Origin of the sequence: Skermanella pratensis (genome assembly GCF_008843145.1) — a bacterium.
In the GTDB taxonomy this organism is placed as follows: Bacteria; Pseudomonadota; Alphaproteobacteria; order Azospirillales; family Azospirillaceae; genus Skermanella; species Skermanella pratensis.
In genome coordinates this window covers 4,556,221-4,572,085 of the sequence record NZ_CP030265.1, presented here as the reverse complement: position 1 = coordinate 4,572,085, position 15,865 = coordinate 4,556,221, and the positions used below count along the sequence as shown (strand labels likewise).

Sequence of the window (15,865 nt, the reverse complement as noted above, 5' to 3'; positions counted from 1 at the left end):
GATCCGGGATCGACCGGGCGGCGGCCCCGCAAGACGAAAGCGGCCCGCACGATCGACGTGCGGGCCGCCACTCCCTCGGAAGGGTCGTCTGGACTTTACGGGCAGGAGCAGCAGAAGCTGCCGACCCTGGTGGCGTAGGAGGCGGAGCAGCCCATCATCTGCATCGACTCCAGCTCCTCGTCCAGCCGGGCCAAACCGGGCTTCGGCGAAGCCATGCTGGGCAGGCGGATGTCGAGGGTGCCGTCGGCCTTGCGGGTGACCTCGACTCGCAGGCCCTTCGGCAGTTCCAGGCCGGCCGACGACAGCATGGCGTCCAGCGCCGCGGTGGGGTCGTCCATCATGCTGTCACGAAAACCTTCGCCGTTCAGGACCATGGCAGCGATATGGGCGCTGAAGTCCTGGCGAGCGGCCAAGGCGGTATGCGTGGTCATGCTGTTGCCTCCATGCAATGGTTTGAAAATTGACTACCTGTGAATGCACTACCTTCTAGTAATGCTCTTAATTATACAAACACCATCCGGAAAATAAACCGGATTTGTTCTTCAGCCTGGATTTCAGTTCTGAAAATATCCAGAAACAAGAAAAGCACACCTTCCGGTGTGCTTTTCCGAATGCCCGGAGATGACAGAGACGGACCCGGCGGCAAGCCCTTTGCTTCGTTCCCCTTACTTCGCTTGCGCCTTCTGCACGAAGGTCGGGTCGAAGGTCTTGTCCAGGTCGATCTGGGCGTTGGCGAAGTCGGGCTCCAGGGTCTTCAGCATCGCCAGCATGCTCTCCATGCCCTGCTTCTTGATGATGCCGTCGAGCGAATAGCTCTCCTTGGAGCTTTCGACGGCCTTCATGTAGAGGCCCTTGTCGCCCAGGTGGTATTCGGGCGGGACCACGGCGGCGATCTCCTCGGTGGTCGCCTTGCCGATCCAGGTCAGCGACTTCACGAAGGCGTTGGTCAGGCGCTGCATGGTCTCGGGGTTGCTCTCGATGAAGTCGGCCTTGGCATAGAGCACGGCCGCCGGGTTCGATCCGCCGAACAGCGCCCGCGCGCCGTCCTCGGTGCGGGTGTCGATCAGCGTGCTGATGTCGCCGTCGGCCTCCAGCTTGGCGATGACCGGGTCCAGGTGCGAGATCACGTCGATCTGGCCCTGCTTCATCGCGGCCACCGCGCTGGCGCCGCCGCCGACGCCGATCAGGATGCCGTCGGCCGCGGCCAGGCCGTTCTTGACCATGGCGTACTGCACCGTCAGCGCGGTGGACGAACCGGGTGCCGTGACGCCGATCTTGCGGCCCTTGAAGTCGGCCGGCGACTTGATCTCGCCCGCCAGGTCCTTGCGCACCGCCAGCACGATGCCGGGGAAGCGCCCCAGCTCGACCACGGCCCGGATGTCCTGGCCTTTCTGCTGCATGCGGATCGTGTGCTCGTAGGCGCCGGTCACGACATCGACCGACCCGCCCATCAGCGCCTGGAGCGACTTGGCGCCGCCGCCCAGGTCGTTGATCTCCACGTTCAGGCCTTCTTCCTTGAAGAAGCCCTTCCGCTCGGCGACGGTCAGCGGGAGATAGTACAGCAGCGGCTTGCCGCCGACCGCCAGCGACACGTCCGTCTTCTCCGGCTCCGCCGCCGCGGCGCCGCCCGCCAGGGCGAGCGCCAGGCCGGCGACCGCGAGCGCGCCGGACAGGCCCGCCTTCACACCCTTCATCAGGAACTTCATGGATGCTTCCCCTCTTGCATTCCGATTTTCATTGATGGCTTGCCTCAGGACGCCGCCGGCTGCGGACGCCAGACCAGCAGGCGGTTCTCCACCTTGGTCACCAGCCAGTCGATCAGGATCACGAAGGCCATCAGGACGAACATGCCGGCGAACACCCCGGTCACGTCGAACACGCCCTCGGCCTGCTGGATCAGGTAGCCGAGCCCGGCCGACGATCCCAGATACTCGCCGACGACGGCGCCGACCATGGCGAACCCGACGGAGGTGTGGAGCGACGAGAACATCCAGCTCAGCGCCGACGGCAGGTAGACGTGGCGCAACAGCTGCCGCTCGTTCATGCCCAGCATGCGCGCGTTCGCCAGCACCGTCGGGCTGACTTCCTTGACGCCCTGGTAGACGTTGAAGAACACGATGAAGAAGACCAGCGTGAAGCCCAGCGCCACCTTGGACCAGATGCCCAGTCCCAGCCACAGCGCGAAAATGGGCGCCAGCACGACGCGCGGCAGCGCGTTCGCGGCCTTCACGTAGGGGTCGAACACGCCGGCCACCAGCGGCTTCCGGGCGAACCAGAATCCGATCAGGACGCCGCTCACCGACCCGATCACGAAGGCCAGCGCCGCCTCCAGCAGCGTGATGCCCAGGTGGTACCAAATCGTCCCGCCGACCATCCACTCGCCGATCCGCGTCGCCACGTCCAGCGGGGTCGAGAAGAAGAACCGCATGGTCTTCGGGTCGCCGAACAGCGCCGTCTCCGACACCAGGTACCACAGCAGAATCGCCGCGACCCCGACGAGGATCTGGAGCGGCAGCAGTTTCGCGCGGCTCATGGTCATGCTCCCTCGCTCTGGCGATAGCCTTTCAGGACTTCCTCCTTCAGCGCGTGCCAGATCTCCCGGTGGGTCTCCAGGAAGCGCGGGTCCAGCTTGATCTCGCCGATGTCGCGCGGCCGGTCGAGCGGGATCGGGTAATCGCCGATGATCCGCGCGGCCGGTCCCGCCGACATGATCACGACCCGGTCGGCCAGGGCGATAGCCTCCTCCAGGTCGTGGGTCACGAACATCACCGCCTTGCGGTCGGCCGACCACAGCTCCAGCAGCAGGTCGCCCATGATCAGGCGGGTCTGCGCGTCGAGCGGGCCGAACGGCTCGTCCATCAGGATGATCCTGGGATCGCGGATCAGCACCTGCGCCAGGCCGACGCGCTTGCGCTGGCCGCCCGACAGCATGTGCGGATAACGGTCGCCGAACGCCTTCAGGCCGACCCGGCCCAGCCAGTCGCGGGATCGGTCGCGCGCCTCGGTCCGGGGGATGCCGGCGACCTCCAGCCCGATCGCGACGTTCTCGGCCGCGGTCTTCCACGGCATCAGGCTGTCCTGCTGGAACAGGTAGCCGGCATGGCGGTTCAGGCCGGTCAGCGGCTCGCCCAGGATGCTGACCGTTCCGGACGCCGGCTTCAGCAGCCCGGCGGCGGCGTTCAGCAGCGTGGACTTGCCGCAGCCGGTCGGCCCGACGATCGCGACGAACTCGCTCTCCGCCACCTCCAGGCGGGTCGGGGCGACCGCCTGATAGGTCCCGCCGTCCGGCAGGGCGAAGCTGATCCCGACCCCGTCGAGCGCCACCGCGGCGGCCCGTCGAGCCGGTTCACGCCCACTCCCGCCGGTTGCCGCCTCCCCCGATGCTGCCTCTCCCGATACTGCGGCTGCTCGCGCCATCCGCGCCACCTCCCCTCCATCCCTTCGTCCGACGGGACGTTCGCCGTCCCGCGCACATCCCGAAAATTGTCCGCATCGGCATATCTATTTCCCGGGCGCGCCACAAGAAAAACTTTAGTTCGGATAATGATCTTTCCCGTTGCGGATATTTCGGCCGCCGCCGTCCAGGAAAGAGCGATAGGCCGGGTTATCGGTCTCGTCCCAGCACGGGTATCCCAGCTCGGCCAACCGCTGCCGGAAGATCGCCCGGTCGGCCTCCGGGACCTGGATGCCGGCCAGCACGCGGCCGTAGTCGGCGCCGTGGTTGCGGTAGTGGAACAGCGAGATGTTCCAGTCCGTCGCCAGCCCGTCCAGGAACTTCAGCAGCGCGCCCGGCCGCTCCGGGAACTGGAAGCGGTAGATCAGCTCGTCGCGCAGGCCGGGCACGCGCCCGCCGACCATGTGCCGGACATGGAGCTTCGCCATCTCGTTGTCGCTCATGTCCTGGACCGGCAGGCCCTCGGCCCGCAGCAGGCCGATGATCTCCCGCTTCTCGCGCTCGCCCCCGGTCAGCTGGACGCCGACGAAGATGTGCGCCTCGGGATCGTCCACATAGCGGTAGTTGAACTCGGTGATCGACCGGCGGCCCAGGATCTGGATGAAGCGCCGGTAGCTGCCCGGCCGCTCCGGGATGGTGACCGCCAGCAGCGCCTCGCGGTGCTCGCCGATCTCGGCGCGCTCGGCGATGTGGCGCAGCCGGTCGAAGTTCAGGTTGGCGCCGCTGTTGACGGTGACCAGCGCCCGGTCGGAGATGCCTTCCCGCTCCGCGTAGCGCTTCAGCCCGGCGAGCGCCACGGCGCCCGATGGCTCGGCGATCGCCCGCGTGTCGTCGAAGATGTCCTTGACGGCGGCGCAGATGGAATCCGCGTCCACCGTGACGATGCCGTCCAGCAGCTCGCGGCACAGCCGGAACGTCTCGGCGCCGGCCTGGCGGACCGCGACGCCGTCGGCGAACAGCCCCACCTGGTCCAGCACCACCCGCTCGCCGGCCTCCAGCGCCGCCTTCATGCTGGCGGCGTCGTCCGGCTCCACCCCGATCACCTTGACGTCGGGCCGCAGGAACTTGACGTAGGCCGCGACGCCGGCGGCCAGCCCGCCGCCGCCGATCGGCACGAAGATCGCCTCGATCGGGTCGGGATGCTGGCGCAGGATCTCCATCCCCACCGTCCCCTGGCCTGCGATCACCTCCGGGTCGTCGTAGGGATGGATGAAGGTCAGCCCGTGCTCCGCCTCCAGCAGGCGGGCATGGGCATAGGCCTCGTCGAAGCCGTCGCCGTGGAGCACCACCCGGCCGCCCCGCCGCTCGACCGCCTGCACCTTTATGGCCGGCGTCGTGCACGGCATCACGATCATCGCCGGCGCGCCCAGCCGCGCCGCCGCCATGGCGACGCCCTGGGCGTGGTTGCCGGCCGAGGCGCAGATCACGCCGCGCTCCAGGTCGGCCCGCGCCATGCCGCTCATCTTGTTGTAGGCGCCGCGGATCTTGAAGGAAAAGACCGGCTGGAGATCCTCGCGCTTCAGGAAGACCCGGTTGCCGATCCGCTGCGACAGGCGGGGCATCGCGTCCAGCGGGCTTTCGACGGCGACGTCGTAGACCCGGGCGGTGAGGATCTTCTTCACGTAATCATGCACGAGGATGGACTCCTGGAGCCCCGACGGGGGGAAGCTTCTGCGTGCGGCGGAATGCTATACATCCTCCGCCCCGTTTCAAGCGCCGTCTCGGCCCGATCCCCCGGCGCAAGTCAGATCAGCTCCCGGCCTTCGGGCCCGGCCTATCGCGGCGAGCGGAGCAGCTGGGGCGTAAGGACGGGCTTGGTCGCCGGCCTGCGCCACGGCCTGCCCCAAGGAGGAAGACGTGTCAGAACGGGTGGGCCAGGGCGCGGCCGTTCCTGCGGGGGCCGGAGGGTTTCGAGGACGATCCGGACCCGCTGAGCCGCGGCGGGGCCACCGCGAGGCCGAGCAGCAGCGCCGCCAGCGACCCCTCGTCGACCGCCAGGGCGGCCTGGGCCGGGGTCATCCAGCGGCGCTCGCGCTCTTCCATTTCCGGCCATTCGTCCAGCAGCTCCTCGACCTCGAACGGATAGACCGCGACGTCCAAGGTCTTCGACCGGCCGTTCTTGAGGCGCTTCTCGTAGCGATAGGAGCCGATCGGCTTCGTACCGACCTGGCCGACCGCTCCGGCCTCCTCGTAGGCTTCGCGCGCCGCCTGCTCGGGATCGGGGACCTTCTTCTCCTGCCACCCCTTGGGAACCACCCATCGCCGTGTCTCGCGCGAGGTCACCATCAGCACCATCACCTGACCCTGACGCACTTCGAACGGAATGACGGCAAGTTGAGAGCGTGGCATTTTATTTAGTTCCAAAGAAGCGTAATGAGAAGATGCCATTATGCTGCCAGGTGATGAACCGGGTTTTTACCGGAGACACCCCTCCCTGTGAGATATTTGCGACAAGATACACTGCCATTTAGTTCCTGCATACCATAAATGCGAGAAGTCTTCTCGGCAGACCGTCCCGCCCTGCGAAGACCGCGCAAGTAGTCAACAATCCATGACGCCGTTTTGTGCATTTTCGGTGAAACCCGCCGGACGGGCGGCATGTCGGCGGGGGCGTGCGCGCGCTTCTTCCGCATGGCCCCTCGGCCGGCGATGACGGACCATCGCGGGGCGACCTTCCGGAAACTTTCCGCCCGGAGCGATGCGATCCCTTCTCCTGAGCGGTGAACGGGACCGACTTCGCGGATGTCCTGTGCCGGCCGACATGGCCGGTGGCGGCCGGTGGCGACGGCCGACGCGGTCGAGCGGATGGCGCGGGTCCGCCCGACCTCAGCCGTGCCGGGGTGTCAGTCGCCCGCGACCAGGGACTTCTTCAACTCCGCGATGGCTTCCGTGGCACTGCCGGTCCCGGGTATCAGCGTGGCGGCCTGCCGGGCGATCTTCTGTCCGAGCCGCACGCCCTCGATCGCGTCGATCCGCCAGTGGACGCCCAGATAGACCCTGCTGACGGCGTTCTCGTGTATCGCCTGCGCCAGCGTCATCTTCCGCATGTGCCTCGGCCGGACCGAGCCGTCGGGATCCTTGTTGACGGCGTTGTACTCGTCCGACGTGAAGGCGAAGGCGAGGGTGTCTGGATCGGCAGTGCCTCCGCAGTCCATGCGGGCCTTGAGGAAATGGTAGACCGTCAGGAAGCAGGCGGCGCCGAACGTCGCGTGCCCGGACGGATAGGCCGGGAAGTTCGGAGTGCGGTGGAACTTCCCCTCGTCGTTGGTCTGGGGCGCGCCCAGCGGGCGCCACGCCGGATCGCCGTGGAAATGCATCTCGGGCGTCATCGCGACGGGATCCGCCGCCCGGGTGTGATACCGGGTCGAGACGCCGGCAGGCTCCACCGCGAGCCAGTCCGCGATCTCTTCCGTCGTCCCCGGGACCGGCATGGCGAGGCTGCCGGCAGCGAAAGTGGTGCCGGACGAGTTTCCGTACTTGCCGAATCCATGTGCGGCCTCGCGCACCCCGATGACGGGGCGGCACAGGTTGACCTCGTATTTCAGCTTCCAGGCGGCGATGCCGGCATCCGCCATGGTCATGTTGACCAGCGCGAACAGCCTGGCGTTCTCCGTCGGGTTGAGGCCGACCTGCTTGGAGATGACCCGGACGCACTGGTTGTACAGCCGGGGCGGCGTCCCGAGGTTGCGGACGCCGTCATACCCCCAGAATGTCCCGACGATGGTCTCCTCGGGAGTCCGGATCAGCCCGAGCGTGCCCGGAGCGCCGCCCTTGGTGCGGGTCTCGTCGACTTCCTTGTGCCAGTCGGCATGCTTCAGGATGTCCGACAGATCCGTCAGGCCGAACGGCCCGATCCCCGGGACGGGGGCATTGCTCGTGAACGGCCTGACCGCGCCCCACGCGGGGGTCAGGAAGCCCTGGTCGGGAGCGTACGGGTCGGGCTGATGGGCGCCGGGAGTTCCCGCGACCATGTAGTCGCCGGCTTCCTTGGAACCGTCGTCCTTCCGGTCGTCCAGATGGAACTTGGCCACCGCCGTGCCGAAGATGGCGCCCCGGTCGGATTCGGCCGCGCCGATGTCGGCGATCAGCCCCGTCCATTCCTGGCACTTGCTCCGGACGAAGGCCGCCTGCCCGGGATACAGCGCGGTCAGCGTCATGGCGGCGGCCTCGCCGACGGCGGCATAGCCGCCATCGGTGTCCACTTCGGCCAGGGACAGGACGGGGTCGGCGAAGTAGCGGGTCCCCTGGTTGCGGTAGGCGACCCAGGCGTCGTGCATGGCCAGATGGACGATCGCCAGCGCGCGGGACGTTCTCGTGGGGCCGCCCTGCTCGGGAACCGAAATCTGCTGATCCATGTAGGCCTTGGACCCGTGATCTTTCGCCGGCGCTTCCTCGAAGCTGAAATCACGGCGATGTACCTCAAGGGAGACATCGTTCCAAAACAGAATCGGATCTACGATCATTTTCTTCTCCTGTCCCATAATGGACATTGCTAAGTATGTGTTGCCGTGACTGGACCTTATACCGTGCTATGATTTATAGGATCTTCTCTCTGGTCTATAATTCGATATAGATGCCGCTTTCCATTTCCAGCTCTACTTGAAAAGTACTTTTAACTGTAACTTTCCGGGGGGCCCATCTCGTCCGGGCGTTGCCGCCGCGGCATGATGACCACGGCCCGGATCGGGGTTAAGCTGGCCGGACGGTGCACGCAAAGCCGGACCACAACGGCGGAAGACCTGGGGGGACATATGACGACGGGACGCAGCCTGCGCCTGGGCGAGGCGGTACTGGGCGGGGCGGTGCTGACGCTCGGCCTGTTCATCGGATACGAGACCTTGATGCTGGGCGGCGCGGGCGGCAACGCGCCGGTCGGCCCCAGGCTGTTCCCCTTCCTGATCGCGGCGGGGCTGCTGGTCATCGGCGGCACACTGCTGCGCGAAGCCTTCGCCGGCCGCATCGCCCACGAGCGGGGGATCGAGCTGGACTGGCGCGCCGTGGCGCTGGTCTCGGGCGGCCTGATCGTCGAGATGCTGCTGATCGAATACGCGGGCTGGATCGTCGCGGCCACGCTGCTGTTCGTCCTGGTGGCGCGGGCCTTCCTGAGCAGCCGGATCCTGATGGACGCGGCGCTCGGCCTGAGCCTCGCGGTCCTGGCCTTCGTCGTCTTCAACTACGGCCTCGACCTGGGCCTGCCCGGCGGCATTCCCGGCGAGATGGTCGAGGACTTCCTTGCCCCGGCCGAGCCGGCGGCGGAATAGGCGGGCACTGATGGAAACCCTCGCGGCCCTCGGCCACGGCTTCACCGTGGCGCTGACACCCTACAACCTGCTCTGGTCCGTCCTGGGCGTCACCGTCGGCACGGCGATCGGCGTGCTGCCCGGCATCGGCCCGGCGCTCACCGTGGCCCTGCTGCTTCCGGTGACCTACAACCTGGAGCCGACCTCCGCCTTCATCATGTTCGCCGGAATATATTACGGCGCCATGTACGGCGGCTCGACCACCGCGATCCTGCTGAACACGCCGGGCGAGTCCGGCAGCATCGTGACCGCGATCGACGGGCACGAGATGGCGCGCCAGGGACGCGGCGCCACCGCGCTCGCCACGGCGGCGATCGGCTCTTTCGTCGCCGGGACCATCGCCACCATCGCGCTGACCTTCGTGGCGCCGCTGATGGTGCAGATGGCGCTGCTGTTCGGGCCGGCGGAGTATTTCGCGCTGATGGTGCTGGCGCTGGTCACCGTCACCGCCGTGCTGGGCGACAGCCTGCCGCGCGGCCTCGCCAGCCTGTTCTTCGGCCTGTCGCTGGGCCTGGTCGGCATCGACCTCCAGACCGGCCAGGCGCGCTTCACCCTCGGCATCCCCGAACTGCTCGACGGGATCGACACCGTGGTGGTCGCGGTCGGGCTGTTCGCGGTCGGGGAAACGCTCTACGTCGCGTCGCGCTACCGCTTCGAGACGGAGGAGATCTACGCCCTGAAGGGCTCGAAATGGATGAGCCGCGAGGACGTGAAGCGGTCGTGGAAGCCGTGGCTGCGCGGCACTTTCCTGGGCTTCCCGATCGGAGCCCTGCCGGCCGGCGGCAGCGAGATCCCGACCTTCCTGTCCTACCTGCTGGAAAAGCGCCTGTCCAAGCACCCGGAGGAGTTCGGCAAGGGCGCCATCGAGGCGGTCGCCGGGCCGGAGGCCGCCAACAACGCGTCGGCCGCCGGGACGCTCGCCCCGCTGCTGGCTCTGGGCCTGCCGACATCGGCGACGGCCGCGATCATGCTCGCCGCCTTCCAGCAGTACGGGCTCCAGCCGGGACCGCTGCTGTTCGACACCAACCCCGAACTGGTCTGGGGCATGATCGCCAGCCTGTATATCGGCAACGTGCTGCTGCTGCTGCTGAACCTGCCCATGGTCGGGATCTGGGTCAAGCTGCTGACCATCCCGCGCCCGTGGCTCTACGGCGGCATCCTGGTGTTCGCCACCCTGGGCGCCTACACGCTCAACAACAACGTGGTCGACCTCGTCATCCTGTGGGTGATCGGGCTGATCGGCTTCGGCATGCGCGTGCTCGACGTGCCGGTCGCCCCGTGCGTGGTCGGGCTGATCCTGGGGCCGCTGGCCGAGCAGCAGTTCCGCCGGGCGCTGGCGATCAGCCAGGGCGACGTGTCGGTGTTCTTCACCCAGCCGATCTCGCTGGGGCTTCTGGCCGTGGCGTTCCTGCTGGTCCTGGTTCCGATCCTGCTGCGTCGGCGGAGGCGGGCCGGGGTGGCGGGGCGGGCCTGACCCGCGCCATGGGGCGGCTGGAACCTATCGCCGCCGCCGGCCTTTCCATGGGGATGCCCGCGTCGTGGGCGTCCACCAAGGAAGAGAGGGACCAGCATGGCGATCACCCAGACCAGCGACACCTGGTGGAAGAACTCCGTCTTCTATTGCCTCGACGTGGAGACCTTCCAGGACAGCAACGGCGACGGTATAGGCGACTTCGCCGGGCTGATCCAGCGGATCGACTATCTCGCCGGGATCGGGGTCACCTGCCTGTGGCTGATGCCGTTCTACCCGACGCCCAACAGCGACGACGGCTACGACATCACGGACTATTACGGCATCGATCCCCGCCTGGGCTCGCTCGGCGACTTCGTGGAGTTCATCCGGACCGCACGCGACCGCGGTATCCGGGTCATCGCCGACCTGGTGGTCAACCACACCTCGAAGGAGCATCCCTGGTTCCAGTCGGCCCGGTCCGACCCGAATTCGCCCTTCCGGGACTGGTACGTCTGGAGCGACGACATCCCTGCCGGCGACCAGGGCGGCCTGGTCTTTCCCGACCAGGAGGACAGCAACTGGGAATGGGACGAGCAGGCCGGCCAGTACTTCCTGCACCGCTTCTACAAGCACCAGCCCGACCTCAACATCTCCAATCCGGCGGTGCGCGACGAGATCCGCAAGATCATCGGCTTCTGGCTCGAACTCGGCCTGGCCGGCTTCCGGGTCGATGCGGTGCCGTTCCTGCTGGAGACCACCGGCATCCAGGGTGACATGGACATAGCGCCCCACGACTGGCTGCGCGAGCTTCGCTCCTTCCTATGCCGGCGCCGGGGCGACGCGATCCTGATGGGCGAGGTCAACCTGGAGCCGGAAGACGTCCGCCGCTTCTTCGGCGACGACGGCGACGAACTGCACATGTGCATCAACTTCAACCTCAACCAGTCTTTCGCCATGGCGCTGGCGCGGGGCGACGCCAGCGGGCTGATCCACGGCCTGAAGGCCCTGCCGTCGCTGCCGCCGAACGCCCAGTGGGGCAACTTCATCCGCAACCACGACGAATGGTCGCTCGACAAGCTGACCGAGGCCGAGCGGCAGGAGGTCTTCCGGGCGTTCGGCCCCAAGCCGGAAATGCAGCTTTTCGGCCGCGGCCTGCGCCGCCGGCTGCCGACCATGCTGGACGGCGACCAGGCCCGCGTCCACATGGCCTACAGCCTGATGTTCGCGCTGCCGGGGGCTCCCGTCCTTTTCTACGGCGAGGAGATCGGCATGTCGGAGAACCTGGAAATCCCCGGCCGTCTGAGCGTGCGGTCGCCGATGCAGTGGTCGGACGAGGTCAACGGCGGCTTCTCGACCGCCAAGCCCGACGCCCTGCGCCGTCCCGTCGTCGCCGGCAAGCGATGGGGGCCGGCCGGCATCAACGTCGCCGCCCAGCGGCGCGACGACGCCTCGCTGCTGAACTGGATGGAGCGGCTGATCCGCCGCCGCAACGAGACGCCCGAGATCGCCTACGGCACCTGGAGCATCGTTCCGGTGACCGATCCCGCGGTGTTCGCGCTGCGCTACGATTGGGAAGGCCGGACCGTGCTGACCATCCACAACCTGGGAGACAAGGAATGCGGCGCCACCTTCAAGGTGGAGAGCGCGCTGGGCTGGGACAGCCTGATCGACCTGTTCGGCCATGGCGACTTCACCCTGGGCAAGGGCGGGAACGTCAGCATCGACCTGGACCGCTACGGCTGCCGCTGGTTCCGCGTCCGCCGGAAAGGCGAAACCATCCTGCTCTAGGGTCGGCGGAAGCAGGCGGGTCCGGAATGCATGCTTCCGGGCCCGCCCATCCGTGATCCGGACGGAACGCCGGTTGCCCGCAGTCATATGCCCTTGGATATGAATCCGGGCAGATGCTTTACCACAAAGGTCCACAAACGACATCTGGACTGGTTGGAAATGAAATTTTCACGTGATCTTAAGTAATGAAGGACCAAATTTGATAACAGTTGCACGCCTAGGCAGTGCATATAATGTTTCAACTTGATCCTGGGCATGGGCACTCTCGCCGTGGCGCAGCTATCCGTCTCTCCCTCCTCACCGCAGGGTATCGCTGTTCTCGGGCGTTTGCTCGTGGGCGTCTTCTTCTGCATCCTGGCCGCCGGCTTGGCGGTGGCTCCCCGTCAGGCCGCCGCCCAAGCCTCCAAGCCGATCTACGAACGCGTCACTGAGCCGGCGCTGAAAGCGGGCATGGATTTCCCGGAACCGAAAGGTCCGGTCGTCCTGACGGTCGGCGGAAGAATCGCCTCCGATCGCCCCATCCGGTTCGACCTTCCGACCCTGGAGGCACTGGGGCTGATCCGCTTCACCACGCTGACGAGTTGGACCGTCGATCCCTCCGTGTTCGAGGGCGTCCTGCTCTCGGCCCTGCTCGACGCGGTCGGCGCCGACCCGGCCGCCACCACGCTGAGGCTGATCGCGCTGAACGAATTCGAAAGCCTGATTCCGGCCGCCGACGCCCGCACCTGGCCGGTAATGCTGGCCCTCAAGCGCGATGGCGAATACATGCCGCGGCGCGACCGCGGCCCGATCTGGGTGATCTATCCGCAGCATGCCTTTCCCGAACTGGGCCATCGCGATTTCCTGTCGCGCTGGGTCTGGCAATTGAAGTCGATCATGGTGGAATGACGAACAGGGTGAGTTTCCGCCGCGGCACTGTCCGGAACCTTCCGCGGCATCGTACCCGGTGATGGCTGCCAGGAAGCGTTTCATGGACCTGGGCAAGATCGTCTGGACGGTATCCTTCGTACTGCTGCTGTGCAGTTCGCCGATGCTCGTCTTCGATCTGATCGCCATCCAGCGGTCGGTGGAGATCGCCAGCGGTGCCGACATCTGGTACGACGGGCAGCTTGCCGGGGATCTGCTGCGTTTCCAGGTCGCCGTTCGCGGGCTGCATCCCGACGTCACGCCGGAAACGGCCGACCCCGAGCAGGTCGAGGAGATCAGGCTCCGGCTGGACAACGTCTTCAACCGGATCAACTCGCTGCCGGAGACCGGCAGTTCCGAATGGCATACCCGGGGAATCAGGTCCGAGGAAGGCATCGCAGACGTCCGCCGCGCCATCGACCTGGTCGACCGGCAATTGCCCCTGCTGGAGTCCGCGCCGGCCGAGTTCCGCCGGGTGGCGGACGAGGGGGTCCGGAATGCCATCGTCGTCCATCGCCGGATGTCGCTCGCGGTGGTCGACCGGCAGAACGGACTGATCGGACGGATGCAGGCGCAGGTGAACGCCTTCCAGGTCAAGCTGCTGGGCTACTGCGTCGGCTTCGTCGTCCTGCTGCTGGCGCTCGGCTGGCTGATGCGCCGGCACATGCATTCGGAGACGGCGCTGCGCGCCACCAACCGCCAGCTCCTGGACCTGACCGGCAACCTGGTGGCCGCGCGGGACGCCGCCGTGCGCTCCAGCGAAGCCAAGTCCAACTTCCTCGCCAATGTCAGCCACGAGCTGCGCACCCCGCTGAACGCGATCCTGGGATTTTCCGAAGCCCTCATGACCGGGATCTTCGGCCGGCTGGGCGAGCGTCAGGCCGAGTATATCGGCGACATCCACCATGCCGGCCAAAGGCTGCTGGCACTGATCAACGACATTCTCGACCTCGCCAAGCTGGAGGCCGGCAAGCTGGAGCTTCGGGAGGAAGGCGTCGACCTGGTCGCGATCGCCGCGGAGGCGATCCGCGACCTGCGGGAGTCCGCCCGCGCCGCGGGCGTCAGGATCGAACTGGAGCCGGCAGCCGGCCATATCGGCGTTTTCGGCGATCGCCTGAGGCTGCGCCAGATCCTGGACAACCTGCTGTCCAACGCGATCAAGTTCACGCCCGCCGACGGGCTGATCGGGGTCTCCCTGGAACAGCCTGCCGACGGCCATACGATCATCGTCGTGACCGATACCGGCATCGGGATTCCGCCGGACGATCTGGTGCGCGTCTTCCTGCCGTTCGAGCAGTCGGACAGCCGGCACGCCCGCCAGGCCAAAGGCACCGGGCTGGGCCTTCCGCTGGTGCGCCAGCTGGTGGAGCGCCATGGCGGCACGGTCAGGATGTCGAGCGAGCCCGGCGTCGGCACCGAGGTGGTGGTCGAGCTGCCGCCCGAACGCGCGTTCCTCGGCGCGGCCGTCCCGGCCTCCCGGTCCCTTCCCTGAGCGGCTCAGCCGGCCGTGCGGGAATCGAGGTTCGGCAGCGAGGGCTCGTGGACGTTAGCCGCCAGCAGCGCCCGGACCAGGGGCGACTCCGCGGTCCGGAACGCGACGTGCAGTTCGGCCGACAGCGACACCAGCTCCATCCCGGCGACAGCCAGGCAGTGCTCCAGGCTGGCCGCGCTGTGCAGGCGGACATGGCCGTTGCGGGGCCTGGCGTACCACCAGTCCAGCCCGACCTCGCGGATGTCGTCCGGCTGGACCAGGGTGCTCAGCAGCAGGGCTCCGCGCGGGGCGACCAGGCGGGCAAGCTCGGCGAACAGCGCCCGCTGGTCGGGGACATGCTCGACCACCTCGAAGCAGGTCACCAGGTCGAAGCTCCGTCCCGGCGCCGGCCGGCCGCCGCCGTAGAACGGGTCGCAGGAGGCCGCGCGCCGGAACCCCCGCTCGGCCAGCAGCCGCACCATCAGGCCGTTGCCGCCGCCCCAATCCAGGAGGCCGATCGTTTCCTTCATGGGACCGACGATCCGGTCGATCAGCGCCGCGTTGCGCGCCGGGCGGTCGTAGGTGAAGGGCGGATCGGCAAGTATGTAGTCATCATTGTAAATGTGGCGCTGAAAATCCGACGAAGTCCAATGATCCAGGCAGGCGGTCCAGATATGGTCGCACGCAATGCAGACCGAGTATCGGACCATCGTACCCGTGTCGGGAAACATCCGACGGCCTTCGAATGCGTCGTTGCAACTTTCACCAAGATCGATCTGACCAATCGGATACCCAGAATTCCGGCAGCAGGGACAAAGAGGCGAGAGCAAGAAGACACCTTGAGGAACGGAAACAGCACCTTGGGCAGATCAATGATGCCGTTATACTGCATACCTTAGTATGCTTAACAGTTGCATATGAATGCAAAAAAAACGCGGCGTGCGGCGGGGGAGGGAGGCGGCAGGGCGAAGTCCGGCATCCCGCATCAACGTTCCGGCCACGCTGTCTGCGTCGTCCTTCGGCCGAGGCCGACCTGCTTCAGGCGCCCCGATCAACGGCAATCTTCGTCATGCGTGGGCTTGACCCATGCATCCCCGCGCGAACCGGTGCGATATGGGCCGTTTCCTGGCCTTCGGCAGGAAACGGCCCATATCGCCTGTCAGGCGGACAGCCGGACCAGGACGGGCTCCTCGACGGAAGCGAGCGCCGCAAGCTTCGCCTGGTACGCGGCCCACAGGGGGCGGATGGCGTCCAGGCACTCGCTCACATGGGTCGAGTTGGTCTGCCGCAGCACCTGATCGCGGGCAGCCGCGTATTCGGCATGGAGCTGCTCGACGGGGAAGGCGGCGGAAAAGGGAGTGGACGAGGATGACTGGGAAGCGGAGGAGTGCATGGCTTTCGGGCTCTTTGTCTTGCGATAGCTTCAATTTATAAGGAATGAATTGACGAGCGGTTAATATCTCCAGCCTTCCGAAAGAATGATGGCGGCATGT

Annotated in this window: 14 protein-coding genes; 5 read left to right on the top strand and 9 right to left on the bottom strand. The window is 66.8% G+C overall.

What is annotated here, in order from left to right:
* Window positions 1-95: 95 nt before the first annotated feature.
* The 7 genes from DPR14_RS21005 to DPR14_RS20975 all read right to left on the bottom strand — a co-directional run bounded on the left by DPR14_RS21005 (window position 96) and on the right by DPR14_RS20975 (window position 7,809).
* A complete protein-coding gene (locus DPR14_RS21005; RefSeq protein ID WP_158046878.1) occupies window positions 96-431 on the bottom strand; it encodes a hypothetical protein in 336 nt (111 codons plus the stop codon).
* Between the two features lie 234 nt (window positions 432-665).
* The gene (locus DPR14_RS21000) at window positions 666-1,706 is read right to left on the bottom strand and encodes an ABC transporter substrate-binding protein (protein ID WP_158046876.1); all 1,041 of its coding nucleotides are present in this window, start codon (window positions 1,704-1,706) and stop codon (window positions 666-668) included.
* Window positions 1,707-1,750: 44 nt separating this feature from the next.
* A complete protein-coding gene (locus DPR14_RS20995; protein WP_192499068.1) occupies window positions 1,751-2,533 on the bottom strand; it encodes an ABC transporter permease in 783 nt (260 codons plus the stop codon).
* 2 nt (window positions 2,534-2,535) lie between these two features.
* Window positions 2,536-3,417 (bottom strand): ABC transporter ATP-binding protein, encoded by an 882-nt coding sequence (locus DPR14_RS20990; protein ID WP_158046874.1) that lies wholly within the window; start codon window positions 3,415-3,417, stop codon window positions 2,536-2,538.
* Window positions 3,418-3,531: 114 nt separating this feature from the next.
* Window positions 3,532-5,076 carry a threonine ammonia-lyase, biosynthetic gene (ilvA, locus tag DPR14_RS20985; protein WP_425500962.1) on the bottom strand — a complete coding sequence of 515 codons (1,545 nt, stop codon included), beginning with the start codon at window positions 5,074-5,076 and terminating at the stop codon, window positions 3,532-3,534.
* A 238-nt stretch (window positions 5,077-5,314) separates the two neighbouring features.
* Entirely contained in the window at window positions 5,315-5,803 is a 489-nt protein-coding gene (locus DPR14_RS20980) for an NUDIX hydrolase (RefSeq protein ID WP_246148421.1), read from the bottom strand.
* Window positions 5,804-6,297: 494 nt separating this feature from the next.
* Complete coding sequence (locus DPR14_RS20975; protein ID WP_192499067.1) at window positions 6,298-7,809, bottom strand: vanadium-dependent haloperoxidase; 1,512 nt, start codon at window positions 7,807-7,809, stop codon at window positions 6,298-6,300.
* A gap of 396 nt (window positions 7,810-8,205) precedes the next feature.
* Here DPR14_RS20975 and DPR14_RS20970 point away from each other — a divergent pair, with 396 nt between their 5' ends.
* From DPR14_RS20970 to DPR14_RS20950, 5 genes are all read left to right on the top strand, one after another.
* The gene (locus tag DPR14_RS20970) at window positions 8,206-8,715 is read left to right on the top strand and encodes a tripartite tricarboxylate transporter TctB family protein (protein WP_158046870.1); all 510 of its coding nucleotides are present in this window, start codon (window positions 8,206-8,208) and stop codon (window positions 8,713-8,715) included.
* Window positions 8,716-8,725: 10 nt separating this feature from the next.
* Window positions 8,726-10,228 (top strand): tripartite tricarboxylate transporter permease, encoded by a 1,503-nt coding sequence (locus tag DPR14_RS20965; protein WP_158046869.1) that lies wholly within the window; start codon window positions 8,726-8,728, stop codon window positions 10,226-10,228.
* Between the two features lie 96 nt (window positions 10,229-10,324).
* Window positions 10,325-11,995: an alpha-amylase family protein gene (locus DPR14_RS20960; protein ID WP_158046868.1), complete on the top strand. Its 1,671-nt coding sequence runs from the start codon at window positions 10,325-10,327 to the stop codon at window positions 11,993-11,995.
* Between the two features lie 333 nt (window positions 11,996-12,328).
* Window positions 12,329-12,883: a putative pterin-binding protein gene (locus DPR14_RS20955; protein WP_158046867.1), complete on the top strand. Its 555-nt coding sequence runs from the start codon at window positions 12,329-12,331 to the stop codon at window positions 12,881-12,883.
* 82 nt (window positions 12,884-12,965) lie between these two features.
* Entirely contained in the window at window positions 12,966-14,393 is a 1,428-nt protein-coding gene (locus tag DPR14_RS20950) for a sensor histidine kinase (protein WP_192499066.1), read from the top strand.
* 5 nt (window positions 14,394-14,398) lie between these two features.
* Here the strand turns inward: DPR14_RS20950 and DPR14_RS20945 are convergent, their stop codons facing one another.
* Both DPR14_RS20945 and DPR14_RS20940 read right to left on the bottom strand, forming a co-directional pair.
* Window positions 14,399-15,103, bottom strand: coding sequence for a class I SAM-dependent methyltransferase (locus DPR14_RS20945; RefSeq protein ID WP_158046865.1), 705 nt, complete (start codon window positions 15,101-15,103; stop codon window positions 14,399-14,401).
* Between the two features lie 428 nt (window positions 15,104-15,531).
* On the bottom strand, window positions 15,532-15,765 hold the full coding sequence (locus DPR14_RS20940; protein ID WP_158046864.1) for a hypothetical protein: 234 nt from the start codon (window positions 15,763-15,765) through the stop codon (window positions 15,532-15,534).
* Window positions 15,766-15,865 lie beyond the last annotated feature (100 nt).

Bases quoted from the DNA above. Each gene is read 5' to 3' on its own strand.
- DPR14_RS21005 (WP_158046878.1), bottom strand. From the start codon at position 431: ATGACCACGCATACCGCCTTGGCCGCTCGCCAGGACTTCAGCGCCCAT.
- DPR14_RS21000 (WP_158046876.1), bottom strand. From the start codon at position 1,706: ATGAAGTTCCTGATGAAGGGTGTGAAGGCGGGCCTGTCCGGCGCGCTC.
- DPR14_RS20995 (WP_192499068.1), bottom strand. From the start codon at position 2,533: ATGAGCCGCGCGAAACTGCTGCCGCTCCAGATCCTCGTCGGGGTCGCG.
- DPR14_RS20990 (WP_158046874.1), bottom strand. From the start codon at position 3,417: ATGGCGCGAGCAGCCGCAGTATCGGGAGAGGCAGCATCGGGGGAGGCG.
- DPR14_RS20980 (WP_246148421.1), bottom strand. From the start codon at position 5,803: ATGCCACGCTCTCAACTTGCCGTCATTCCGTTCGAAGTGCGTCAGGGT.
- DPR14_RS20975 (WP_192499067.1), bottom strand. From the start codon at position 7,809: ATGGATCAGCAGATTTCGGTTCCCGAGCAGGGCGGCCCCACGAGAACG.
- DPR14_RS20970 (WP_158046870.1), top strand. From the start codon at position 8,206: ATGACGACGGGACGCAGCCTGCGCCTGGGCGAGGCGGTACTGGGCGGG.
- DPR14_RS20965 (WP_158046869.1), top strand. From the start codon at position 8,726: ATGGAAACCCTCGCGGCCCTCGGCCACGGCTTCACCGTGGCGCTGACA.
- DPR14_RS20960 (WP_158046868.1), top strand. From the start codon at position 10,325: ATGGCGATCACCCAGACCAGCGACACCTGGTGGAAGAACTCCGTCTTC.
- DPR14_RS20950 (WP_192499066.1), top strand. From the start codon at position 12,966: ATGGACCTGGGCAAGATCGTCTGGACGGTATCCTTCGTACTGCTGCTG.
- DPR14_RS20945 (WP_158046865.1), bottom strand. From the start codon at position 15,103: ATGTTTCCCGACACGGGTACGATGGTCCGATACTCGGTCTGCATTGCG.
- DPR14_RS20940 (WP_158046864.1), bottom strand. From the start codon at position 15,765: ATGCACTCCTCCGCTTCCCAGTCATCCTCGTCCACTCCCTTTTCCGCC.